This is a genomic window from Phaeodactylibacter sp. (assembly GCF_040219495.1).
Classification (GTDB): Bacteria; Bacteroidota; Bacteroidia; order Chitinophagales; family Saprospiraceae; genus Phaeodactylibacter.
The window spans coordinates 1-24,400 of record NZ_JAVJSK010000117.1; the positions used below are offsets into that span (position 1 = coordinate 1).

Annotated in this window: 22 protein-coding genes and 1 pseudogene; 10 read left to right on the top strand and 13 right to left on the bottom strand. The window is 51.7% G+C overall.

Going from position 1 to position 24,400, the window contains the following annotated elements; all coding sequences use genetic code 11:
• Positions 1-396: 396 nt before the first annotated feature.
• Complete coding sequence (locus RIC19_RS18065; protein WP_350179754.1) at positions 397-1,149, bottom strand: hypothetical protein; 753 nt, start codon at positions 1,147-1,149, stop codon at positions 397-399.
• A 96-nt stretch (positions 1,150-1,245) separates the two neighbouring features.
• Between RIC19_RS18065 and RIC19_RS18070 the strand changes: the two are divergent.
• Positions 1,246-2,150, top strand: a pseudogene (locus tag RIC19_RS18070) (McrC family protein).
• A 149-nt stretch (positions 2,151-2,299) separates the two neighbouring features.
• On the opposite strand, the gene RIC19_RS18075 reads toward RIC19_RS18070, so the two are convergent.
• Positions 2,300-2,545 carry a hypothetical protein gene (locus tag RIC19_RS18075; RefSeq protein WP_350179755.1) on the bottom strand — a complete coding sequence of 82 codons (246 nt, stop codon included), beginning with the start codon at positions 2,543-2,545 and terminating at the stop codon, positions 2,300-2,302.
• Position 2,546: 1 nt separating this feature from the next.
• A complete protein-coding gene (locus RIC19_RS18080; RefSeq protein ID WP_350179756.1) occupies positions 2,547-3,005 on the bottom strand; it encodes a hypothetical protein in 459 nt (152 codons plus the stop codon).
• A 108-nt stretch (positions 3,006-3,113) separates the two neighbouring features.
• Here RIC19_RS18080 and RIC19_RS18085 point away from each other — a divergent pair, with 108 nt between their 5' ends.
• Positions 3,114-3,347, top strand: a complete 234-nt coding sequence (locus RIC19_RS18085; RefSeq protein WP_350179757.1) for a helix-turn-helix domain-containing protein — start codon at positions 3,114-3,116, stop codon at positions 3,345-3,347.
• A gap of 114 nt (positions 3,348-3,461) precedes the next feature.
• Positions 3,462-4,373 carry a metallophosphoesterase gene (locus tag RIC19_RS18090; protein WP_350179758.1) on the top strand — a complete coding sequence of 304 codons (912 nt, stop codon included), beginning with the start codon at positions 3,462-3,464 and terminating at the stop codon, positions 4,371-4,373.
• A gap of 20 nt (positions 4,374-4,393) precedes the next feature.
• Here the strand turns inward: RIC19_RS18090 and RIC19_RS18095 are convergent, their stop codons facing one another.
• The 3 genes from RIC19_RS18095 to RIC19_RS18105 form a co-directional block, all read right to left on the bottom strand.
• Positions 4,394-5,047 (bottom strand): NADAR family protein, encoded by a 654-nt coding sequence (locus RIC19_RS18095; RefSeq protein WP_350179759.1) that lies wholly within the window; start codon positions 5,045-5,047, stop codon positions 4,394-4,396.
• A gap of 159 nt (positions 5,048-5,206) precedes the next feature.
• Entirely contained in the window at positions 5,207-5,941 is a 735-nt protein-coding gene (locus RIC19_RS18100; RefSeq protein WP_350179760.1) for an MBL fold metallo-hydrolase, read from the bottom strand.
• On the bottom strand, positions 5,938-7,221 hold the full coding sequence (locus RIC19_RS18105; RefSeq protein WP_350179761.1) for a hypothetical protein: 1,284 nt from the start codon (positions 7,219-7,221) through the stop codon (positions 5,938-5,940). Before RIC19_RS18105 ends, RIC19_RS18100 begins: the two co-directional genes overlap by 4 nt.
• Positions 7,222-7,683: 462 nt before the next feature.
• Between RIC19_RS18105 and RIC19_RS18110 the strand changes: the two genes are divergently transcribed.
• The 4 genes from RIC19_RS18110 (at position 7,684) to RIC19_RS18125 (ending at position 13,236) form a co-directional block, all read left to right on the top strand.
• The gene (locus RIC19_RS18110) at positions 7,684-8,592 is read left to right on the top strand and encodes a hypothetical protein (RefSeq protein WP_350179762.1); all 909 of its coding nucleotides are present in this window, start codon (positions 7,684-7,686) and stop codon (positions 8,590-8,592) included.
• 321 nt (positions 8,593-8,913) lie between these two features.
• Positions 8,914-10,443 carry a S8 family serine peptidase gene (locus RIC19_RS18115; protein ID WP_350179763.1) on the top strand — a complete coding sequence of 510 codons (1,530 nt, stop codon included), beginning with the start codon at positions 8,914-8,916 and terminating at the stop codon, positions 10,441-10,443.
• A 359-nt stretch (positions 10,444-10,802) separates the two neighbouring features.
• Positions 10,803-11,687, top strand: coding sequence for a DNA/RNA non-specific endonuclease (locus RIC19_RS18120; RefSeq protein ID WP_350179764.1), 885 nt, complete (start codon positions 10,803-10,805; stop codon positions 11,685-11,687).
• A gap of 4 nt (positions 11,688-11,691) precedes the next feature.
• Complete coding sequence (locus RIC19_RS18125) at positions 11,692-13,236, top strand: helicase HerA-like domain-containing protein (RefSeq protein WP_350179765.1); 1,545 nt, start codon at positions 11,692-11,694, stop codon at positions 13,234-13,236.
• Between the two features lie 69 nt (positions 13,237-13,305).
• Here the strand turns inward: RIC19_RS18125 and RIC19_RS18130 are convergent, their stop codons facing one another.
• Both RIC19_RS18130 and ribD read right to left on the bottom strand, forming a co-directional pair.
• Positions 13,306-13,860 (bottom strand): thioredoxin family protein, encoded by a 555-nt coding sequence (locus RIC19_RS18130; RefSeq protein WP_350179766.1) that lies wholly within the window; start codon positions 13,858-13,860, stop codon positions 13,306-13,308.
• Between the two features lie 127 nt (positions 13,861-13,987).
• Positions 13,988-15,046, bottom strand: coding sequence for a bifunctional diaminohydroxyphosphoribosylaminopyrimidine deaminase/5-amino-6-(5-phosphoribosylamino)uracil reductase RibD (gene ribD / locus RIC19_RS18135; protein WP_350179767.1), 1,059 nt, complete (start codon positions 15,044-15,046; stop codon positions 13,988-13,990).
• 212 nt (positions 15,047-15,258) lie between these two features.
• Here ribD and RIC19_RS18140 point away from each other — a divergent pair, with 212 nt between their 5' ends.
• The gene (locus RIC19_RS18140) at positions 15,259-15,834 is read left to right on the top strand and encodes an AP2/ERF family transcription factor (RefSeq protein ID WP_350179768.1); all 576 of its coding nucleotides are present in this window, start codon (positions 15,259-15,261) and stop codon (positions 15,832-15,834) included.
• On the opposite strand, the gene mnmC2 is transcribed toward RIC19_RS18140, so the two are convergent.
• The 3 genes from mnmC2 to RIC19_RS18155 all read right to left on the bottom strand — a co-directional run bounded on the left by mnmC2 (position 15,818) and on the right by RIC19_RS18155 (position 17,088).
• The gene (mnmC2, locus tag RIC19_RS18145) at positions 15,818-16,498 is read right to left on the bottom strand and encodes a tRNA (5-methylaminomethyl-2-thiouridine)(34)-methyltransferase MnmC2 (protein ID WP_350179769.1); all 681 of its coding nucleotides are present in this window, start codon (positions 16,496-16,498) and stop codon (positions 15,818-15,820) included. The genes RIC19_RS18140 and mnmC2 overlap by 17 nt on opposite strands.
• A gap of 83 nt (positions 16,499-16,581) precedes the next feature.
• Positions 16,582-16,929, bottom strand: coding sequence for a bacillithiol system redox-active protein YtxJ (gene ytxJ / locus RIC19_RS18150; protein WP_350179770.1), 348 nt, complete (start codon positions 16,927-16,929; stop codon positions 16,582-16,584).
• Complete coding sequence (locus RIC19_RS18155; RefSeq protein ID WP_350179771.1) at positions 16,930-17,088, bottom strand: hypothetical protein; 159 nt, start codon at positions 17,086-17,088, stop codon at positions 16,930-16,932.
• A gap of 303 nt (positions 17,089-17,391) precedes the next feature.
• Here RIC19_RS18155 and RIC19_RS18160 point away from each other — a divergent pair, with 303 nt between their 5' ends.
• The gene (locus RIC19_RS18160; RefSeq protein WP_350179772.1) at positions 17,392-18,378 is read left to right on the top strand and encodes a pyruvate dehydrogenase complex E1 component subunit beta; all 987 of its coding nucleotides are present in this window, start codon (positions 17,392-17,394) and stop codon (positions 18,376-18,378) included.
• 138 nt (positions 18,379-18,516) lie between these two features.
• Entirely contained in the window at positions 18,517-19,275 is a 759-nt protein-coding gene (locus RIC19_RS18165; RefSeq protein ID WP_350179773.1) for a sulfite exporter TauE/SafE family protein, read from the top strand.
• A gap of 431 nt (positions 19,276-19,706) precedes the next feature.
• Here RIC19_RS18165 and RIC19_RS18170 read toward each other — a convergent pair whose 3' ends face one another.
• Positions 19,707-21,146 carry a TolC family protein gene (locus RIC19_RS18170; RefSeq protein WP_350179774.1) on the bottom strand — a complete coding sequence of 480 codons (1,440 nt, stop codon included), beginning with the start codon at positions 21,144-21,146 and terminating at the stop codon, positions 19,707-19,709.
• Positions 21,136-24,384 carry an efflux RND transporter permease subunit gene (locus RIC19_RS18175; RefSeq protein ID WP_350179775.1) on the bottom strand — a complete coding sequence of 1,083 codons (3,249 nt, stop codon included), beginning with the start codon at positions 24,382-24,384 and terminating at the stop codon, positions 21,136-21,138. Before RIC19_RS18175 ends, RIC19_RS18170 begins: the two co-directional genes overlap by 11 nt.
• Positions 24,385-24,400 lie beyond the last annotated feature (16 nt).

Here is a 24,400-nt window from a genome sequence, read left to right on the forward strand (position 1 = left end):
TGCGCTGACCAGCGTCAGTTGCCTGGATGTGGAAGAGTGGCAGGAGGATAACGTCTGCCACAACCGCTACGGGCTGCGAAAATCAATGGACCGAGAGCTAAAATCCCTAGGGTGAGAACCTTATCAGACTGAACAGCCTAATTCTAATAGTATTATCCTTTATTTTTGCTAATTCTTTAGCTGATTCCATTTCCTGATCTAATCTCGCTATCTCTATATTCATCTTCAGAACCTCATCCTGTAGTTGTTCTATAGAAACATCTGTATCTGGTTGCCCTATTGCTGTAACTTGAAAAGCTAAATTTACGATGATCAGTAGAAATAAACATTTTGAATCCATATTATAAAAATTAGTTGCGTTACTGAATACCAAAATCCCAACACCAAATCTGAAGCTTAAAGTTCCTTGATTTTAGCTCGATATTCCTCAATTTCCCTTTCAAGCTCTTTTAATCTTTTCCAAAAATGGTCCTCCGATATTTCGGACCTTTCTAATCTTTTTAAATCATTGTGTATATAGCTTTTGATCCTATCACAGTTTTCAAGTATGGCAGATGCCATTCGTTGATTTTCTTTTTTCACTTTTTTTGAATCCTCTTTTATCGAATTAGTGGCTTGATTTACCTTGTTTAATGCCTTCTCTATTTTTTGTTCTAGGATTTCCTCATCGCCTGATGCCTGTCCAGAGGACTCTATCGAACCAAGTTCAATTATACTCTGTAGTAAGTCCCTCTCAGCATCTATTTTAATTGACCTGGAGGCATTAGGGTTTTTGAGTAAGTTTAAATAGGTGCATATTGCACCTCGCTTTTTCTTATACGCTTCAAAAAAATCCTTCGAAACACAGTATTGGCTATGCCTATTCGAGGCGTAAAAATCGGCAATGGATGATTCATTTGATAGCTTCCCTTCACTGTCTAGTAATTCCAGATCATCCTTTGCCGCAATAAGTAGCTCGTTCTTTAACGACAATGTATTTTGTTCACTTTGATTTAAGGAATCGCACATGAAAAAAATATCGGGTACCTCACAGTCGTCCATCTGAGGTGATTGGTCAATAGGTAGTATGACTCGGATTAGAAATGGTAAAACCAGTATTAAAATAAGAACTAACAAAGCTGACAATAGTATTTTTTGTTTGGTATTCATGCTAAACTTATTTTTGTTTTTGCAATATAACAGCAATGTCTTATTTTAACAAAATTTATAAATAACAATTTAGGTCGATTTAAAAATAGTGGCGAAATGCTCCTCCAAAATGAGGAGAGAACAAAAATAGAGCAACTACTGCACCGCGGGCTCGTCAAGCAGTACAGCCAAACTACCGGCAACCGAACCGCGCTCAAAGGCAGCCTGCAATTTGCCCAGCACCTCAATCATAATCTAGTGCACCGGGAGCGTTTCTACGTGAGCCACACCACCTACGATCGGAAGCATCTGCTGCATCAGATCCTGTACGAAGCCCTGTTGCTCCTGCAACGCCTCAATACGCACCCCCAGCTCCACCACCGCATCGGCCGGCTGCTGCTCGATTGGGCAGAGCAGGATCGGCTTAAAGCCTACCCGGCTCTTTTCGACCGGATCACGTTCAACCGGAAGACCATTTACTACCGCTCTGCCATCCAAATCGCCAAAATGCTGTTGCTCAACTACCACCCGGATGTCAGTCGGGGGCAGGAGGGCGTGCTGGCGCTCATGTTTGATATGAATCAGCTGTGGGAGCGCTTTGTATACGTGAGCCTGCGAAAGCACACCCCGGAGGGCAAACCGTACACGCTCAAAATACCAAGCCCTTCTGTACTCCGGATCAAGGTCAAAAACGGACAATGCGCCCGGATATCCTGCTTAAGTCAGCCGGGCAAACCATCGTCCTCGATACCAAATGGAAGCGCCCCAATGGCTACGGCCCTTCACCGGATGACCTGCGGCAGTTGTACGTGTATTTGAAATACTACGGGGCGGTGAAGGCGGCCCTCCTTTACCCCGGAACAGAAAAAACGATCACTGGGCGGTACGAAGAAGATATTGATAATGCTGAACCTCGGGGGAGCCTTCTCTTATTACCGGTGGGAACCCATGTGAAGAGTTGGCAAAACCAAATTGCCGGGAAAGTCAGGGAATGGGGCCGGCTTCCATACTGCCAGCTCTGATTCTGTGTCCAGCAAGCAGGCGCTCAACTCAGATTAGCTGAGCCTGATCGCGAGTCGGATATGAGCGTCAAAATTAAAGAGCAAGTCAACCTATTCAATAGGTTGGCGCTTTACCTTTTTGGGCGGCGAGCTGATTATACAAGCTACTATTAGATAGAGATACCAGTTTTGCCCCGCCAATCCCCCTCCTCCAAAGCCGCAATGACCAAGGTGCCATGCTCATAGAACGCATACTCATCATCTTCATCAAGCCCTTGCTCGTTGAGGGTAAATAGCGCAGCTTGTCCGTCTTCACGCAGCCATTCCAGCCGTCCCTGCACCGGTGCCCAGCCGCCGAACCATTCGCCGTTGCTGAGTGCTTTGACATAAATTGTAATGCTCTTTCCAATGTCCATGCTACTTGAAGTTATGAGGGGCGACTTGCCATACGATGCAATCTACAAAGTCGACGACAATCCAGTTGCCTTTAGGATCAAAAATTTTGGTGTAGCGGGTCCCCTTTTCCGGGTGGACGAAAATTTCCCGCCGCCCGCTTTTCAGCATATCCTTTATCTTTTGGACGGTGAAGCCCCGCTTGCGGAACTGCTTACGCCAGGTAGAAAGCTTTTTGTAGGGCAGCAGCCGCAGTTGTTGGCAAGGGTCTTCGCCATTAGGATCAGGATGATCAAACCCTTCCTGATAGGCTTGTTCCAGCTCGGCGAGCTGCGCATCGTTAAGTTCAATGGTCACATCAGAAGGTGGGCTGGCAGGCAGATAATATATTGGCGGAAGATGCATAATGGCCGAAAAGCTCAAAAAAGCAAGCAAGGCTAACTCTTTAAGGGGTAAATGATTAGTGGCTGCATTCGTCTTCATATTTTGGTGCTTTGGTGGGCTGTGAAGATAAGAAGAAAATACAAAATGATACTTATAATCCGTAGACTTATAAGCATCATTTTGGCAATATGCCTTTTAAAAACCAGAATGCCATACTCAGAATCAGAGCAAGCCTACCTTACCCGCCTCGGGCATCGGCTCCGCAGCTTGCGCAAACAGCGGGGCTTATCGCAGGAAGCCCTGGCATTCGAGGCCGATCTCGACCGCACCTACGTCAGCTCCGTAGAGCGGGGTGAGCGCAATATCGCGGTGCTGAATTTAGCAAAGCTGGCCCGGGCGCTGGGCGTTGAGGTATCGGTACTGTTGGGCTCGGAGGAGTAAACTGTGTATTCCGGTCTAATTGCCCCCTTGTTAGCTCATTTGCACTACTCGCGCCAGTGGATCTAATTTACAATCGGGACAAAATAATACTTTAGAGCAACCAAAGGATAGTATATGACCACCCCAACCGACCTAATCGGCGACATCCACGGCCACGCCGACCGCCTAAAAGCCCTCCTCCGCAAGCTCGGCTACGAGCGCAAAAACGGCGCTTACCGCCACCCCGGCCGGAAAGTCGTCTTCGTTGGCGACTACATCGACCGCGGGCCGGACAACCCGGGCGTGGTGCAGCTCGTCCGGGAGATGGTGGATGCCGGGAGTGCGGTAGCTTTGTGCGGCAACCATGAATTCAATGCGATTTGCTTCAACACCCCAAAAGAAGGAGGCGGGTACCTGCGCCAGCATACGGCCAAAAATACGCATCAACATGCCGCCACCCTGGAGCAGCACCGGGGGCGGAAGGGCGACTACGACTCGGCTATCGAGTGGTTCAAGACCCTTCCGCTGTTCCTGGAGACGCCCGGCTTGCGGGCTGTGCATGCCTGCTGGGACGGGGCGGTGATCAATCGGCTTCAGGAGGTGCTGGTCGGGGCTAACATTCCGGAAGACTTACTGCCGGAAGCGGCCGAAAAGGGCACCGATTTGTACAACTGGGTGGAAATTACCTGCAAAGGCAAGGAAGCCGGCTTGCCGGAGGGCTACAGCTTTCACGATAAAGACGGCCACGAGCGCCGGGAGATCCGGATTAAGTGGTGGCAGAACCCCGCCGGGCAGTCCTTTCAGGATATGAGCGTCCTCCCGGATTTGGGGCTGGACCACCTGCCTTTCCACAACAGCGATATTGGGCATTACCCGTCCGGCGAATGCCTGGTATTCTTCGGGCACTATTGGCTAAAGGGCACCCCTGAGCTTTTAACGCCCAACGCCTGCTGCCTGGACTATAGCGTGGCCAAAGGCGGAGTGCTCACGGCTTACCGTTTTGATGGGGAGCGGGAGCTGAATGGGGGGAAGTTAGTTTGGGTGTAGCGATCAGCGGGGTACCCGCGCTAAATCAGGTTCGTTAACACTTGACTTTGAAGGTTGTTTTCCCTTCGTAGACGACTTCTGATATCCATCCAAATTCCAGACATAATTGGCCCTGGTATGGTCTTGCTATCTTGTCTGGGTTTGTGGTATAATGGTCTTATACCCGTTTCCAGTAATGCCGTTTGTGCTTCTGAATTTTGGTCGAACTTTTCTTCACATGCAGTAGCCATTAATGCCCAGTGTTCGTGCGACCCAACCCGGATTTTTAATCCGTTGTAATGAATGAAATCTTCATACTCTACGCCCTTTCCTACATTTTTCGCTGCTTTCCCGTACAGGTTTGCTACCTCGAATCTTGAGGCGTCATCGTTGAATTTCAACCCTTGCCAAAACGCTTCTACACTTTGAAAAGTAATTCCATTCAGTTTAAAAGGGGTGTGCCCCAGATTCGAAATTAATTGAGCTTCTTTATTATTACTAGAATACAGGATGTTCAATGCGGTATTGCAAACCGCTTCTTTATAGCCTAATTCAGCAAATTTGATTTCTAAATCGTTGACTTGAATCTGGTAGATGAGTTCGTTTTTACCTTTTAGCATTTCATAAATAGACTTTTTTTCCAATGCTGATTCAAAAGACAAAATAAAACCTTCTTTAGATTTTTGAAAATTCATTTTTAGTATGGATTAGTTGTAGATATTCCATTCGATGAACAAAACGAAATGACCTATAAGTTCCTTAGACTATGTCTGCACGGCTTAACCATGCTCAAGATACGCCAAGTTGCAAAAGGCCCAAAGCTTCTCTACCGCTCTGGTGTGTTTGAATGGCTCTTAGAGCAGCTCAACTTCTTCTCCATCCTCCAAAACCCTACACTGTTCATGCAGGCTGTTCGACCGCAGAAAAGCCATAAGAAATGTCCGGTTTTCTTTGCAGGGGCTTACGGCTTCCAGGTGCGTGATGCAGACCTTGGAAGAAGGCGCATAAGCAGCGAGGGCTTTGATGTCCTGAGCCGTCATGGTAACCGGCTGGCCAATGGCAAAAGTAGCGGCTCCGCCTGCTACAATGATGTGTTGAGGACGGTGTGCGTCAATGACTTCCCTGACCGGCTGGCACCAAATGGTGTCTCCTGCAATATAGACGCTGTGGCCCTGATGCTCAAATAGGATCCCGTTGACTGGCCCCATTTTCTCTCCAATTTCGCCTGTTCCATGTTGGCCATTGGCCAGGTGGAGATTGATGCCCTCAAAGTTGAGCAGATGGTGCAACTCAAGGATGTTTTGAAAACCATAGGACGCTATTGCTTTCGCAATGCCACCCGGGCAAATAACAGGAGTGGTTTTATCAATACGTTTAACGGCTGCTTCATCCCAGTGATCAGGATGGAGGTGAGAAACGAAAACAGCGTCAACACCGTCCAGTTTCCTGCTGAGTTCTTCATCACTGAAGGGCAATTCCACGAGTGGGTTTGCTCTTTCATCATCGGTCCAGGGGAATACGCCAAAGGAGCCTTTCCTGCCCAGCATGGGGTCGATAAGGAAAGTGCGGTTACCGCGGGCGCAGTTCACACCAACTGCTCCCTAACCCGCACCTTCCACTTCGGGAACCCATCAATCAGCCCCGACTCGCTGTGCTCGTGATTCACTTTCGTGAAGGACAGGTCCTCGTTTCGTTCGCTGTTCAGGTAGATCCTGCGGCCGCTTTCCCGGATGAAATTGATCTCTCGTTCAATTAATCTGAATTTGTTGGGTAGGGAAGGGCCCTGCCGGTCGATGCTCCAAATGTAGGTGGCATGACTGTTGAGAAGCTCCCAGATGAAGTGGTCCATTTCTTCCCCTTCGACGTGGAAGAGGAACCCAAACTTAGGGCTTAGCGTGAACCGCAGCCCGGTGTTTTTGCTTTGGAGTTTGCCGGACAGGTACAAGAGCTGCTTTCGGTTCCTGATTTTGTCGGACTCCAGGATTTCCGACAGGAGGTCTTTGTCGCTTTGGCGGATGGTATTCCCCAGTTCTTCCTCATCGAAGCCCTCGAAGTATTCATCCGGAGTGAAGAGGCTCTTGTCTACGGTGATTTTCTTCGGTTTGAAGATGGAGTCTTCCAGCCTGAGCTTCCGGACCGTTGCGATGAAGTTTTCATTGATTTGGTTGATTTCCTTCGACTGGCACCGGGCTTCAATATCGCCTTCATTATCTATTTCCAGAAAGCCGGTCACTTCGATCTTTTTCCGGCCCAGGGCTTTGGCAAAAAAGGGCTTCACATGGTCAAACTCGGGCAGGATGTTGGTGTTGTCCAGGGTTATCCTCACCTTTTCGGGGAGCCCTGCTATTTTTTGCTCTACTTCAACATAGCCCATCTTGAATACGGCTTTGATCAAGGGGTACTCGAAGTGGACGTCGATGCGGGTCTTCTCTTCTTCCGGTTCCGAAAAATCCACCCATTCTTCATCGGACGGCCGGCTTGCGCGCCATACTTTTCGGGATTCGATGATGGGTTGGAATAAGCGCTTGTTGTAGATGTTCATAGTGGGTTCCAGCGCTTCCCATTGCAGGGGTTGGAATACCATTTTCAGAAAGGGGAACTTCGCCTGTTGACTGGCGAAGCCGGTGGGTTCCTCCTCAACCTCATAATCCGTAATTTCTACTTTTAACAACGAGTGTTTGGCATCAAAAGACAATAGCCTGGCTTCCCAAAATATATCATGCCGCTGATTGAAGTTAAAGGTGTCTTTGGGCGGGAAATTGGTATGCTCCCACTCGATATACGCACCGGGGTTGTAGAAAATACCTTGGTTGGTGATACGTAGGATGATATGTTTTTCCGTCTTGCCCATCGTCCCAAATATACTCATTTCTGCTGTTTGGGACAACGGTTGACGCTTAGTGTATGTTTGGAGGTGCACTTCGGCTGATAACCAAAGCCTTGTGAACAGTGGCGTCATGGAAAAATACTTATTTGACCCGCCAAACGCGCATTTTTCCATTTAGCCATAACCACAACTCTTTGATTATCAACTCTCGTTTGCTCCAAACATACACTTAGCAGGGGTATTGGGAGTGTGCCGGGCTGCCTGTAGGAAAGCTAGTGCTGTCAGGTATCAAACATTGGGTAGCTCAGCCCGTACACACTGCAGGACTTCTGAGAAGTCACACCTTTGTAACCCAGGCAACACCACGGGAGACCGACTTCGGAGAAGTCGCACGTTAATCCCAACAAGCTCCAAGAGGCTACCAAATCAAAACTCATAAACTCCACTATATTTGTGTCAGTCAAAAACAATCAGCAACCCCATCTCATCCCCCAAGCCTACATAATGAGAAAAACCGGAATAGCCATCAACGCAGCCCTATTCACCTGTCTTTTTATACTGGGTTGCAGCCCCGCTGCTTACCGGGCGCAGTCTGATACCGTTGTGGATACCATCCCCTTTCAGTTGAGCCCGCACAACAATATCATTGTAGAGGCCCTTTTGAACAACACCGATACCCTCCGCTTGATGCTGCATACCGCCGCCAATTCGGTATCGATCATCCGCGATTGTTCTGAGCGGCTGCAAAGCATACAATGGGGGCAGGAGACAGAGGTGAGCGCCTGGGGCGGCAAAGGGAAATCAAGATACAGCGGGGGTAATTTATTAAAGGTAGCTGCTACGGTCTTTGACAGCCTTCCGGTATGGGAAAATGACAAATCCGGACCGGGAACGGATGGGAAATTCGGCTTAAACCTTTTTGAGGACTATGCGGTGGCTATCAATTTTGACGACAGCCTGATCACCCTGCACCGCGTGCTTCCCGATACCGAAGGTTACGTCAACATGAGTATGGAGAATAGGGACGGACTGCTCTTTATTGAAGGCACGACCCGTTTGGGCGCCACAAACTATACTCATCCGTTTTTGATCCACTCCGGCTACGCCGGTTCTATGCTTTTTGATGATCAGTTTTCATCGGACGCCAATTTGGCGCAGCATATTGAAATTACCTCAGCGGAGGAACTGAAAGACGCATACGGAAATGTGGTGGCCACAAAAAAAGGCATACTGCCGGAGTTTAGCCTTGGCGACTTCCGTTTTTACGACCTGCCGGTCGGCTTTTTTGAAGGCACTATCGGACGGCAGCAGATGAGTGTGCTCGGTGGCGACTTCATCCGGCGGTTCAATGTCATCATTAGTAAGGACCGGGAGGTGATTTATCTACAGCGGAATGCCTGTTTTGCGGATTGATTTTGTGGATCGACCCCCTGAATCCTCTGGCAACGGGGGACAGTGCCCGCCCATCGGGCCAGGGGCAATAGAGCCTGGCAGCCTGTCGGAGATGCCCTTTCTGCTCCGTTCCGGTCACCCAGCTTTCCAAACTCAACAAAGCAATACCGCCCCCCAACACCCAAAATCTCCCTTTCGTCGGATACTTTTGCGCACTCCCCAAAAAATAGCTAGCTTGGTTCACTCGTTTGGATGGTTACCCGAACAGATTTGAAAATTCGTTTCGCGATACGGGGAGCGTCGATAAGTACGTTTTCAGCCCCGTTCTCAATAACCGATACCATGTTATACCCTACTTTATACATTGCCGTTATCGCCAGCCTCGCCCTTTGGTTCCTCTACCGCTCTGATGAAGAGCGGGAGCATTGGCTGCAGCGTATTTTTTTCGGGCTGTTCCTGGCCTATTTTGCCGTAGTCCTCACTGCAGAGGTGAAGTTTGGCACCAAACTATGGGTGCTTTTCCGTGACCTTACCGCTATGGCGCTGCTGGGCACCGTTTTTCAACTGGCGACTGCCAAGCGGACCTGGTTTATCGGGGCTACGGTGGCTTCGGCTGCTTTCCTGGCTTGGTTTGTGCCCGTTCAGATGAGCGGGAGCCTCAGCCTGCCGGGCATGGCTACGGTCAGCTACGACCCGGACGGGGAACTGCTGCTGGAGCTCGCAGAAGGGGTCGGGCAGGAGGTGCTGGGCACGGCGGCTTACAAATATGACCTTACCTTTTCCCCTGCCTTTACGGTGGGGCAGCCGGACAGGACGGAACTGGACGACTACCTGTTGGTCAATATACCGGAAAGCCACCTTACCGATTTGGAAGATATCATGAATGACCTCCGGTCGGTGCCTGAGGTCGATTGGGTGGAGCCCAATGAGCAGGTCACCATCAATCCGGTGCCAGCAGAAAGCCGGACCGATACCCGCAAAAACTTCGGCGTTAATGATCCGGGGATTACCGAACTCTGGGGGTTTGAAGCCATGGGCGCCGATGGTCTTTATGCGCTCCTGCGCAAGCTACAGCCAAAACCGGCCAAGACGGCGCTGATCGCCATCCTGGATACGGGGGTAGACGCTAATCACGAAGACCTGTCGGGCAATTACAAATCACTCAACACCTCAGATGATAACGACCCGCGCGGGCATGGCACCCACTGCGCAGGCATTGCGGCAGCGGTAACCAACAACGGGCTGGGTATTGCTTCCTTCTCGCCGGGCACCGGCTATGTGCAGGTTACGAGTATCAAGGTGCTGAATGCTTCCGGCATGGGCACGCAAAAGAGTATCATCAACGGGATGATCAAAGCGGCGGACGGCGGCGCGGATGTGATCTCCATGTCCTTGGGCGGGCTGTCTAACCAAAGCAAAGAGCGGGCGTACCGCAAAGCCGTGGAGTATGCCAATGAAAACGGAGCCATTGTGGTCGCAGCAGCGGGTAATGCCAACCGCAATGCCCGGAATTACGTGCCTGCGGCGGTGGATGGTGTGATCAGCGTCAGTGCGGTCGACCAGGAATTGCGCAAAGCGGTATTCTCCAACTATGTGACGGACCTGAAGCGGGGCGTAGCTGCACCCGGCGTGGGCATTTACTCCACCATCCCCGGTAATCAGTACGATACCTACAACGGTACTTCCATGGCGACGCCCTATGTGGCGGGCCTGCTCGGGCTGATGAAAAGCTTCAAGCCGGGGCTGACCACCGATGAGGCGTACCGGCTGCTCAACACCACGGGCAAAGCGACCCGGCAGACCGAACAGACCGGCAGGCTTATTCAGCCAGGCCAGGTGATGGAGCAGCTGCTGCCGGCTCCGAAAAAGTAAGGGCTTGTTGGGATTTTGCTTTTGGAGCAAACGCAGCCAAAAGGGTGAAATCCGAACAAGCTCTAAGTGTTGGTTGGTTGACATTAGTGTTTTGTAAAGGGTCAAATGACGGGTAAGCTGGAAAGCCCGGTCAAGGTTGGCGCCCGCGCGATGGCTTCCTGGCGGGAATAGCAAGCTATTTTTCCCTCCAGCAGTAAGCACAGCAAGACTTCGGAGAAGCCGCATGTTATCCCCGGCTCAGGGAAAGTCTTCCTTCTGCCCCCCCGGACACGCTCTTAACAAAGCACCATCCTACTTTTTTCTGTAAACGAAGGGACATTAACTACTGAAACCGCTACATTTGGATCAAAATTCAAAGTATGGCAAAGTTCAGGTCCAACCACAAGCGAGTTGGGAAGGGGAGCACCGGCGCAGTGGTTAAGGTAGGGGTTTTCAGCGCCCTAATCGCCGGGCTGTTCTTTATTTTCAACCTTTTTACCGGAGGCGACTTCGAAAAGCAGCCTGCCGACAAAGAGCTGGAGTACTACCTGCCGGCGGGCGGAGAAGGGACCGTCATTCAAAAGGCCACCTATGCGTTGTCCTACAACGAAACGCACGAACAAGCAGAGTGGGTAGCCTACAAGCTTTCCCGATCAACCCTGCAGTCGCCCTTCGTGAATCGCACTGATGATTTCCGGCCAGATCCTGATGTGCCTTCCGGTTCGGCAGACCCCAATGACTACCGGCATTCCGGGTACGACCGCGGGCACTTGCTGCCGGCTGCCGACCGGGCCTACAGCACTTCAGCAATGTCGGAAACCTTCCTGATGAGTAATATCTCCCCTCAGGCCCGGCAGTTCAATGGCGGCATCTGGCGGGAACTTGAAGAGCTCACCCGGGAATGGGCAAAAGACGCGGGCGAGCTGTACGTCGTAACAGGCCCCTTGCTGAATATGGAACCCAAAGGCGTGATCGGCAACAACGAGGTGACCATCCCTGGCGGCTACTTCAAGGTATTGCTCGACTTGGAGGAGCCGCAGCTGAAAGCCATCGGATTTGTGCTCCCCAATACCATTTCCTACGAGCCTTTGTATAAATTTGTGGCGTCAGTAGACGAAGTGGAAGCCATGACGGGGTTCGACTTTTTTGCTGATTTCCTGCCCGACGAAGTGGAAGCAGCGCTGGAAAGCAAAGCTGATGTCGACCTCTGGCGGTTTGATAAAGAAAAATTCAGGAAGCGAATCGATAACTGGAACAACCGATAAGTATATGTCAAAGCAAGACCAATTCCGACAAGTCATTGAAGAGGGGTACACTTTTAAAGGCGGGAGTATTGCTCTGGGCGGTGCTATGCTGGACGGCGAGTGCCTGTCCAACGCACTGGTCCGGGTGCCACTGACAACCCTGAACCGCCACGGCCTTATCGCCGGGGCAACAGGTTCGGGCAAAACCAAGACCCTGCAGATTATCGCTGAACAGCTCTCTGCCGAAGGCGTGCCTTCCCTGCTTATGGACATCAAGGGCGACTTGTCCGGTATTGCGGTGCCCAGCGCCGGGCACCCTAAGATTGATGAGCGGCATGCGCAAATCGGTTTTCCCTTTGAGCCCGGTAAGAGCCCGGTAGAGTTTTTGTCGCTTTCGGAAGAAAAAGGGCTGCGGTTGCGGGCTACGGTGCATGAGTTCGGTCCGGTGCTGTTCTCCAAAATACTGGGGCTCAATGATACACAGAGCGGGATCACTGCCGTGCTCTTCAAGTATTGCGATGACAATCAGATGCCGCTGGTCGACCTCGAAGATTTCAAGAAACTGTTGCAGTACGCTACCAACGAAGGCAAGGATGAAATGGAGTCGCTCTACGGCCGCATTTCCAGTGCGTCAGTGGGGGCGATAATGCGGAAAATCGTGGAGCTGGAACAGCAGGGCGCTGGCCCTTTCTTCGGGGAGCGCTCCTTTGATGTGGACGACCTCTGCCGCTTCGACGAATCCGGCAAAGGGATGGTCTCGGTGATCCGGTTGACGGATATTCAGGACCGCCCCAAGCTGTTCTCTACCTTTATGCTGCAGATCCTGGCAGAGATTTATGCCGCTTTCCCGGAAGAGGGCGACCTCGACCGCCCCAAGCTCGTTTTGTTTATTGATGAGGCCCACCTGGTATTTGAAGAGGCTTCCGATGCCCTCCTTGATCAGATTGAAGTGATGGTCAAGCTGATCCGCTCGAAGGGCGTAGGGTTATTCTTCGTCACACAAAACCCGACAGATATCCCTGACGATGTGCTGGGGCAGCTCGGACTGAAAATACAGCATGCCCTGCGTGCTTTCACCGCTAAGGACCGCAAAGCCATTAAGCTGGCGGCTCAAAACTACCCGGAGTCGGATTACTACGACGTAGCGGAGGTGGTCACCAAACTGGGCATAGGGGAGGCCCTGGTCACTGCCCTCAACGAAAAGGGCATTCCCACGCCTCTTGCGCACACCCTGCTCCGGGCACCACAGTCGCGTATGGACGTGCTCACGGATGCGGAAATCGACCGCATCATCCGCCAATCCAAAGTGGCAGATAAATATAATGAGGTAATCGACCGGGAGTCGGCCCATGAAATCCTGACTGCCAAAATAAAAGCGGCACAAACGGAGGAACGGCAGGAAGAACTGAAAGGGCAGCACAAAAAGGCTGCTAGTGCTTCTACCCGCCGGGTACAGAAAAGTATGTTTGAGAAAATTCTCAACAGCCCGACCACCCGTCAGATTGGCCGTACTGTGGCCCGCGAACTGACACGTGGCTTGCTCGGGGTGCTTGGAGTGAAAAAGCGATAGGGAGGGAGCGCTTGTTGGATTTTGCTTTTGGAGCGAACGCAACCAGAAATGTGAAACTCCAACAAGCTATTAATCCTTTTTGATCAGCTTAGAGGCATAGTTGCGCTTGAAGGCAGACCACGGTGTCTCCTTGTAATAATCCTCGGCAAAGTAGGTCAGGATCCGCTCAAATTCTTCCGGCGATTTGTAGCCGACAATGGATTGAATAACTTCCCCGTTCTCATCCATGAATACCACGGAAGGGAAGCTCATACGCCCGCGCAGGAGCTCGGCGGCAAACTGATGGTACCCGCGTTTGCCGTCTTCGACAAACTCAAAAGTCTTGCCCTGATACTCGATGCTCGACCTGCGTTCTGCGTTCAGCCGCACCGGGTAGAAACTGGAATTGATATACGTCGCGATCGGTTCGGAGTTAAACGTAATGGTATCCATTCTTTTGCACCAGGTACACCAATCGGTGTATATGTTTAGCAAGACTTTCTTGTCTTGCTGCTCAATGTGAGCAACCGCCTCCTCCCAACGCATCCATTGGATCTTGTCACCCGGCGCTGAAGCTTGCTGCGGCGCAAAGCTCATGGCTGCGAAGGCCAGGAAAAAGACAATAATGCTGCGGTACTTATTCATATACGTCAATGGTTTGGCATTTGTGCGTGGCATTCAACAGGAACGAGCCTGTACCACTTCTATTCAATAACAAACAAACAAAAATTGAATGGTTCTTATGTTGAAGCCCCCGGCTTTTAAAGTAAGTTTAACGAATAGGAGTGCGGTAGAACCAGTCGATCCGGTCGCTGCCCAGGGTGTCGCTCTGTACCGGGGGCAAGGGGAGGGCAGGGGCCTGTCTGCCGGAAGGCTGATATTGACCGCTTGTTAGCACAAGGGCCTCATCCCAAAGCCCTTCGTTGATGAATTGCCGGAGGGTGTGGATGCCGCCCTCTACCATGAGTGTGCTCAGCTGCAGCCTATATAATTGCGAAAGGAGGTAGCGGACCGGCGCTGCGCCTTCCGGAATGGGGAAACACCGAACCGATGCCGGCAAACCGCTCATCCCCGGCAGATGCGGGGCACGGAAGAGCAGGGTAGGGGCACCATCGGAAAACACTTTCAGCCCGGGCGGCAGGTTGCCCTTCAGGTCGAGGAGGACACGCACCGGAGACGGGCCGTAGTAGAGGCGGTTGGTTAGCTGCGGGTCGTCGGCCAGAGCGGTATTGGCACCTACTAAGATGGCGGAGGATTCGCTGCGCCATTTGTGGACCAGCCGTTTGCTGTAGGCATGGGTAAGCCAAAGCTGCCGGTTGTCTTCAGGAGCAAAAATCCCATTGGCAGATTGCGCATACTTGAGCAGGATGTAGGGGCGGTGCCCGGTAACAAAGGTGTTGCGCGCCAAGCTGAGCCGCTTCCCCTGTGCTTTGAGTACGCCAACGGTCACATCAACGCCCGCTTTGCGCAGGCGGTCGAGCCCGCTCCCATTCACGCCGGGGGTTTGATCTACATCTGACACCACGACCCTCGGGATGCCTTCCTGCAGGATCAGGAGGGTGCAGGGGGGCGTATTGCGGTGAATGTTGCAGGGCTCCAGGGAAACATAAAGGGTGGACGATTTGAGCAGGTGGCGGTCTTCAGCGGCAATACTCCTCACGGCATTCACTTCGGCATGTGCCTCCCGGTAGGCCTGATGATAGCCTTCGCCTATGATCCGCCCCTGATGCACGATAACGGCCCCAACCATCGGGTTCGGGGCTGTTTTGCCGGCACCCAACCGGGCCAAATCAAAGCAGCGCTGCATAAAATGCTCATCATAGTTGTCCATGAAGCCTGTTTTTCCACCAAAAGTAAGGATATCCTGTATTTACCCGGAATTAATCGCCCTGTGCTTTTTGGTTTTTGAAGATTTGCATTATTTTAGGGGGAAGAAAGGTTGACATAAAACCTTTTGTTAATACCCTGTTTGTTAAAACTATATTTGCGTAGTGGGTTTTGCAACCCAATTCCATGCATTTGTGGTCCAAAAAACCAATTGCTTTGCTGTACAAAGTCAAACTGAAAAATTCAGATGACTCGGTGTTAGTTGATGCTCAAGTCTATGAATACCTGACCACGGACTCTTACCTGGTTAAGGTGAATTTTATCAATAACCTGAGGAAGCATTCAAGTGGTTGTGCGGTCTTCCAGAAAACCTGGAAGAAAGCCGACGGGAAGTACAAAACGGAGACCATCTACCTGCACAAGCTGATCGCGGAGCGTTTCCTCACCAACCAGAAAACTGAACACTCCAACCTTGTGGGTACCCGAAATGGCAACAAACTCGACTGCCGGCTTAACAACATTCAGTACCGTTCGCGCAGCGTGGCCAGCCGCAAGCGCAAGACGAGCAGCAAAGTGGGGTATACCGGCGTATATCAGGAGAACAACCGCTACCGGGCGGTGATTTCCATCGACCGCAAGTCGGTGCACATCGGGATGTTCGATACGGCCGAAGAAGCCGCCCTGGCGTACAACAAAAAGTCAAAGGAACTCTACGGGGATGAGGGTAAAATCAACATCATCAAGCCCCGGCGGGCCCGGGAAAAAAACGACGGCTTTACGCAGGAGGATTAGCCTTCACCCCCCTCGTCATTTCACGCTTGCCGGGCGGGCCAGGTAAGGCTTCCACCGTAAAGCCCAACCCTTTCAGACAGCGCTTGACAACCCCCTTGGCGCAGTAGGTCACGAAAATGCCCTCCGCTTTCAACGCCTCGTACATACGGCTCAGCACCGGTGCTTCCCACAGCTCAGGCTGTGCATTGGGTGCAAAGGCATCGAAATAGACCACATCAAAGGCGGACTTGGCTTCGAATGCCTCAAAGGGAATTTGGCGTTTCTCAAAGGTGAAATGAGGCGTGATTTGCACCGGTTGGCTCCAGTCGGAGTGGTGAATTTGCCGGAATACCAAAGCCGCTTCCTGACCGAGTTGTTCGGCGTAGTTGAGCGCATCGGCTTGTTCCACAGACAGCGGATAAGCTTCCAGGGCGACGTAATGTACCGGCTTTTGCACTTTTCCCGCTTCCAGCGCGGTCAGGAGCGCATTCAGCCCGGTGCCCAGCCCGGCCTCGAGCACCGCAACCCGGTCCAGCGCCTGCAGCCTGGGGTAAAGCCCCGATTGCAAAAAGACATGCCGGGACTCCTGAACGGCACCGTATTTGGAATGATAAGAGACCCCAAACCGCTCTGAGAAAACAGAGTCGGAGCCGTCCTGTGTCTTAAAAATAGATAGGTCTTCCATGATGTCCAATGCGATTTTTGCAGCGTACCTTTTTGGTGGTCAGCAGAAGAGCACCGCTAAACAGGCACTCCGGTCTAAGAAATTCAGGCCCCGACCTGATCCGCGATACTCCGGGCGCTAATTTGGAGATGGGAGGCATCGTAGACACAACGCCCATCCTTAATCAGGAGGACCTGAGGAGACTCATGACGGATGCCAAACTGTTCGGCAACGGCATTGGACAAATCTCGGTTGGTGATTAAATCGAGATGATAGGGAAGGATTTCATTGTCGCCCAGCGCCCATCCTTTGCCCAGACGGTTTTGGGCAAGGGAACTTATAGAACAGCGGGTGCTGTGCTTAAAGATAAGGCAGGGGACAGACTTGGAATGTTCGATAATTTCCTCGATCTGACTGCGTGATTGTAGTTGCAGCCAATTGATGTTGCTCATTTACGCTATAAAGTTGATGACGGTAATAACCGTATCAACAACAGTATTGAGGGCATCGTTCAAGGAAAAATTATTTGGGCATCCGTAGCCGCGGTTGCAGGAAGACAGCGCAGTGGCAGCAACAACTGCAAGGGCGGTGTTTTTGATGATTTTTTTCATGGCTTCTTGTTTTCCGATTGATTATAAACTTTCATGGGATGGAACGGAAAAGCAAGGATTGCTATTATCCATTCATCCGCAAAATTAAGAATTTCCTGGCTTATGCCGGGCAATAGCGCAAAGTATTCCGCACAATACAAAGAACAAGCCTGCTTTAGGATTGTTAATCTGATGTTTTAAGGAAGATAAAACTTGCTTTTTGCAGTTTCATCAGATTCCTTATTTTTGCCCTGCCTTTTCGGATGATGCCCGCAAACCGGGCCGGTCAGGCATCAAACTATATCACTCAATTAAAAAATACAAATGGCAAAGAAACTGGCACTACGTGATGCACTCAATGAAGCGATGTCGGAAGAGATGCGCAGAGACGAGACGGTCTTTCTAATGGGAGAAGAGGTCGCCGAGTACAACGGAGCCTATAAGGTGAGTAAAGGCATGTTGGACGAGTTCGGTCCCAAGCGGGTGATTGACACGCCCATTGCCGAGCTGGGCTTTGCTGGCATCGGTGTTGGTGCGGCCATGAACGGGTTGCGCCCTATTGTTGAATTCATGACCTGGAACTTTGCAGTGCTTGCATTTGATCAGATCGTCAATAATGCCGCCAAGACGCTTTCTCAGTCTGCCGGACAGTTCAAGTGCCCTATCGTATTCCGCGGGCCTTCCGGTAGTGCCGGACAGCTGGCGCAGCAGCACTCTCAGACGTTTGAAAGTTGGATGGCCAATGTGCCGGGGCTGAAAGTCATCTCCTGCATTGAACCGGGGGACGCGAAGGGCTTGCTGAAGTCTGCAATCCGCGATAATGACCCGGTCTGTATGATGGAAGCCGAAATGCTCTACGGCTACGAGGGCGAAGTGCCTGAGGGTGAGTACCTGGTGCCGATAGGCAAAGCTGCCGTTCGCCGGGAAGGCACCGATATCACGTTCGTGTCTTTCAATAAAATGATGCTCCCAACTTTGGAAGCCGCCAAGGCACTGGAAGCAGAGGGCATCTCAGCAGAGGTGATTGATCTGCGGACTATCCGCCCGCTTGACCACGCAACCATCGTGGAGTCTGTGAAGAAAACCAACCGCCTGGTGGTGGTTGACGAAAGCTGGCCCTTTGCTGGCGTTTCTGCTGAAATCGCCTACGAGATTCAGAAGTACGCTTTTGACTATCTCGATGCTCCGGTCACTCGTGTGAATGCGGCGGATACTTCACTGCCTTACGCCCCTACACTGGTAGATGCCTACCTGCCCAATGCGGACAAGATTGTGAAGGCGGCAAAAGAAGTACTGTACGTCAACGCATAAGAGCGTGATAGGACTTTGGTCTTCTATTCAAAACCTGCATTTTTTGGTTAGACGAGAAGGCACAAAAAAACAGAGCCGGTTGTTCCCGTTGCGGAGCGACCGGCTTATTATTTGGTGATCGGCAAAACGAAAAGGCATATGACTGAAATCTGGCAGCAGTTTAATTCGGACCAATGGATGGTGCTCTTCACCGCAGCCCTGCTTATTGGTATGGCAAAGGCAGGCATTAAGGGGCTGGGGATGTTCATCGTACCTATGATGGCTGCCGCTTTTGGTGGCAAGGTTTCCGTAGGGCTGGTCCTGCCTATGCTTTCCATGGCGGATGTGTTCGCAGTGAGCTACTACAACCGGCACGCGGAATGGCACTACATTAAGCGGCTGCTGCCAACGGCGGTGGTGGGCGTGCTTGTAGCTATCGGTGTGGGGTACTATGTTAATGATGCCGTTTTTACGGACATGATTGCGGTCATCATTATCAGCAGCCTGATTTTGCTGATCCTGCAGGAACAGACCCGTTTCTCCGCATTCATGTCCGGTAATAAATACGTGGCCGCTGTTTTTGGTGGACTGGGCGGTTTTACCACCATGATCGGCAACGCGGCCGGGCCCGTGATGGCCGTGTACCTGCTCTCCACCCGTATCCCCAAAAACAACTTTATCGGGACAACTGCCTGGTTTTTCATGATCATCAACCTTTTCAAGTTCCCTTTTCACATCTTGGTATGGGAGACCATCACCTGGCACAGCTTCCGGGCCAATTTGCTGGCATTGCCGGTCATCGTCCTGGGCGTCTTCGCCGGAATCCTAATCGTGAAACGCATTCCAGAGCAGGCATTCCGGTACTTCGTGATCGTGATGACTTTTATGATTTCCTTAAAACTTTTGCTGGGCTGGTAGGCGCAACAATCGGAAGGGCATGGGCGTTATAAGAGCGATTGCCATGAACATCCTTATATAGTCCCATGATCACTACCCTAATACTGACGGTGCTGCTGACCCGTTCTAAAAAAGTGCAGCAATTTGTTCAAATGAACTTACCGCGCCTCCATAGTTACTTTAAGCAAAAGGTGAAGTTCTGAGTACCGGGCAAACAAGTTTTGACTTCCGGTATAAGCTTCAATCTGAGTTGGCGCTAAACCCTTTAGAGTGTGTTGGGACTTGTGTCTTCTAGTCGAAAACTAACAATTTTTTGGTTAGACGAGGTACGAAAACCGGAGTTTAGCCTGAGCTAAATAGCCTGTCCCGCAGTTTGCGGGAAGGATTTTCGGGATGAAGTATAAGCAAAAAAGTGTAGTTTGCAGACCGATTACTAAAGTCCCAACACGCTCTTAACGCCAGCCACCACCCAGCGCCCGGTAAAGGTCTACCTTAGCCGTCAGCTGTAGCAGTTTCGTCTCCAGCAATTCCATTTTCGCATCAAGCACCTCCTCCTGTGTCAGCAAGACTTCCACATAGTCCGCACGGGCATTCCGGTACAGACTGTTGGCGATCCTCACCGATTCATTCAGTAGCGCAACTTCCTGTGCTTTTGTACCGACACTGTTCGAGATGTTCTTTAGCTTATTCAACTGGTTCAGGATATCGGTATAAGCCATCAGAACGGTTTGCTCATATTGGTACACCGCCTGCACCTGCATAGAAGAAGCCCTGTTATAGCGGGCCTGTATAGCCTTCTTGTTGATCAGCGGAGCCATGAGGTCGCCTGCAAGGTTGAAAACAATCGACTCCGGGTTGATCAGGAACGTCGGGTTGAACGCCTGAAAGCCCAGCCCGGCTCTGATGTCAAGCCGGGGATAGAAGTCGGCTCTGGCCACTTCCACATCCAAATTAGCCGCAGCCAGCTGATATTCTGCCTGGCGGATATCCGGGCGGTTTTCCAGTAAATCCGAAGGGAGCCCCGTCTGTATGCTGTCGATCTGCAGATTCATAAAAGCCTCCTTATTCCGCGGGAGGGTATCGGGGTACCTGCCCACCAGGAAGTTGAGCCGGTTTTCGGTTTCGGTAATCTGCTGCCGGATACCGTACTGCAGGTTGCGGGTGTTGAGCAATTGCGCTTCAAAACGGTTGACAGCCAGCTGCGTGGCCCTGGCGTTCGCTTTCTGCAGTTTTACCTTGTTCAGTGCCTCCGTTTGGATCACCACGTTTTCGTTGACGGTGTTTAGCAGATTGTCGAGAGCCATCAGCTCGTAGTAAGACCGGGCAATTTCAGCCACCAAACTAGTGACCAGGAAATTTTTGCCCTCGTTGGCGGCCAGGTACCTCAGCCTTGCTGCATCTTTGGCATTGCGCAGCTTCCGCCAAATGTCAACCTCCCAGGAGGCAACTGCTCCCACCTGGAAATCGCCCATTGGCTCCGGGAAGGCACGGCCGGGTTCTATTTCAAGTTGGTCTTCCACTGCACCGGCCCGGGTATACCTTCCGGGTTTTTCTGCGCCCATCCCGGCCGCTAGGTTGACGAAGGGTAGGTATTCCCCTTCTCTTTCCAGGATCTCACTTCTGCTCACCTCGATTTCCTGAAGGACGATATTCAATTCCTGATTGTTTTGAAGGGCCGTATCAATCAGCGCCGTCAGGTTGGGGTCATCGAAGTAGTCCCGCCATTGAACAGCCGCTGCATTAAGGCTGTCGGGTGCCGTTGCCGCATCAAAGCGTACGGGGGCGCTTTGGCTGACTTCCATCAGTGCGGTTTCCGGCACATTGCAGCTACTTACCATCAAAGCCAGGGCCAGGAGGACCCAGGTACTATATAAAGGTTTCTTATTTGTCATTTTTCTTGTTTTTTCGGTTGCGCACTTTCATTAAGAGGTCCAGGTTGGTCAGTTTTTTCATTAGTGACGCCTGGGATTGACCTTCAACGTACTCTCCGGAAAGGGAAGAGTGCGCTTCATCCCGGATGAGGTCTCTGCCCTCTACCAGTTTGGCAAATGCATAGTAAAGCCCCGGGATAATCAGCACCCCGAAGATGGTGCCAAAGAACATACCGCCTAAAGCAGCAGCGCCGATCGTTTGGTTGCCTACCGCGCCCGCACCATGGGCCGTCACTAAGGGGATCAGTCCGGCAATAAAGGCAAAAGAGGTCATCAGGATGGGTCGGAAACGGACCTTCGCTCCCTCGATGGCAGCATCGAAGATAGAAGAGCCCTCGTTGTGTTTTTGGACGGCAAACTCTACAATCAGCACTGCGTTTTTCCCGAGTAGCCCCACGAGCATGATCATCCCGATCTGCGCATACACATCGTTGGCCAGGCCCATCACCTTCAGCATGAAGAAAGTCCCGAATATGCCAATGGGCAGGGAGAACAGGACCGCCAGGGGCAGCACGAAGCTTTCGTATTGGGCAGCAAGCACCAGGTACACAAAGAAAACCACGACTAAGAAGATGTAAAGAGCCTCATTGCCGCGGCTGGCTTCATCGTAAGACAAGCCTTCCCAGGCAATATCGTAGCCCCGGGGCAGGGTTGCTTCGGCTACTGCTTTAATGGCGGCAATGGCATCTCCGGTGGTGTATTCCGGTGCCGGCAGCCCCCTGATGGCGGCTGAGTTGTAAAGGTTGTACCGGGTGATCTCATTGGGCCCTTGTGTCTTTTTTAGCTTCATGAATGCAGCGTAAGGGACCATCTCGCCTTCTTCGTTTTTGACAAACCACTCATCGAGGTCAGAGGGGTATCTGCGGTATTCGGGAGCCGCCTGTGTGTACACTTTGAAGAAGCGCCCAAACCTGATAAACCCTTGCTCGTAGGTACTGCCAATCAAAATATTGAGGTTTTCCATAGCGGCTTCAATGGAAACGCCTTTCTGCATGGCTGCCTGATTGTCAATTTCCAACTCGTACTGCGGGTAATTGGCCGCATAAAAGGTGAACAGCCCGGTCAGTTCTTCCCGCTCCCGCAGGGCACTCAAAAAAGCCTGATTGATTTTATCAAAGCCCTGATAATCCGTTGAGTTGGTTTTGTCGAGGAGGCGGAAGGAAAACCCGCCCGAAGAACCGAAGCCCGGTACCGCAGGGGGCTCAAAGTATTCGATGACGGCTCCGAGGTCCTGAGTTGCTTCTTCGAGCTCCTCCATAATTTCGTGGACGTTTTTCTCCCGTTCGGACCAGGGCTCGAGGTTGATGAGGCAAGTGCCGGCGTTAGACCCTCTGCCTTCCGTCATGATCTCATAACCGGCCAGAGAGGTTACGGATTCGATGCCTTCTATTTCTTCGGCAATGTTCTGCAGTTGCCGCGCTACCTCATTGGTCAGCTCAAGAGTAGAGCCGGGAGGGGTCTGCACAATAGCGTAGATCGTACCCTGATCTTCATTAGGGACAAACCCGGCAGGAAGAATACGGTTTTCGAATACGATACCGGCAATGAAAAGCGCGAGTATGGCAAAGGTGAAGAACCTTCGGGCCACGACCCGGTTGAGCACATTGACATAAACGCCGGTCCCTTTCTCAAAGAGGCGGTTGAACCCGTCAATAAAGCGGTCGAACAACGATTTCTTCCGTTTTCCGTGGTTATTTTTGAGGATGATCGCGCAGAGCACCGGTGTCAGCGTTAGGGCCACCAGTCCGGAAATGACAATTGCGCTGGCCATAGTAATGGAAAACTGCCGGTAGAAAACACCCACTGGGCCCGTCATGAAAACGATCGGCAAAAACACGGAAGTCATGACCAGGGTAATGGCAATAATGGCACCGGTTAGCTCGCCCATTGCTTTTTGGGTAGCCTGGTAGGGCGAAAGAGAAGGATCTTCCTCCATCTTGGCATGAACGGCTTCCACCACCACGATGGCATCGTCTACCACCACTCCAATGGCCAGCACAAGGGCAAATAGGGTAATCAGGTTGATGGATAATCCAAACATGCTGATAAAGAAAAAGGCCCCGATGAGGGATACCGGCACCGCGAGAATGGGGATAAGGGTGGAACGCCAGTCGCCCAGGAATATAAAAACCACCAAGGCTACCAGGATGAAGGCGTCCCGGATGGTATGCTCGACCTGCTCCATAGAAGCGTCGAGGAATTTGGAAACATCGTAGCTGTAGCGGTACTTGATGCCGGCCGGAAAGTCTTTCTCCAGCTCTGATATCTTGTCCTTGACCGCCGCAATCACCTCCCTGCCGTTACTGCCCAGGGTTTGTTTGAGGACAATAGAGGAGGAGGGCCGGCCGTCCATATTGGAATAAATATCAAAGAACTCACTGCCCAGCTCTACTTCTGCAATATTCTTGAGCTGGATTTGTTCCCCTTCTTCCGTACTCTTGATGATGATATCTCCGTATTGTTCTGGGGTATTGTACCTGCCCGGATAGGTGAGGACGTACTCCAGCGACTGCGCCGTTTTGCCGGAGCTCCGGCCCAGCCGGCCCGGGCGGGCGATCAGGCTTTGTTCCTGCATGGCTTCCAGCACTTCCTCCGCGGATATCTTGTAGGCGCGCATCCGGTCCGGTTTGAGCCAGACCCGCATGGCGTATTTGCGGGAGCCCAGGATGTTGGCGCGGGCAATCCCTTTGATACGCTGAAGCTCGGGCGTGATCTTGGTGTAGGCGTAGTTGTACAGGAATTTCTCGTCTATCTTACTCCCATCCTCACTGTAGAGGTTGACATACAGCAGCATACTGGGCTGTATGGGCGTGATGACGACCCCCTCGCGCTGCACCAATGGGGGGAGGTTGGGCATGACCTGGTCTACCCGGGTCTTGACGCGCACGACAGCCTGATTGGGGTCCGTACCGGGTTCAAAGACCACGCGTATCGTACCCTCGCCCGCACTCGTGGCATCGGAGGCGATGTAGCGCATATCCTGCACGCCGTTGATCGCGGTCTCCAGAGGAATAAGCGTAGACTTGGTCAGCACATCCGCACTGGAACCGGGGTAGGCTACGAAGATGTTCACCGTGGTCGGCGCAATAGAAGGGAACTGAGAGATCGGGAGCTGAAAGATGGACAACAGCCCCACGAAAACAATAGTGACCGATAGCACGATAGCCAGCACCGGCCGTTTTAATATATTTTGAAACATGACAGTATCCTTTTTG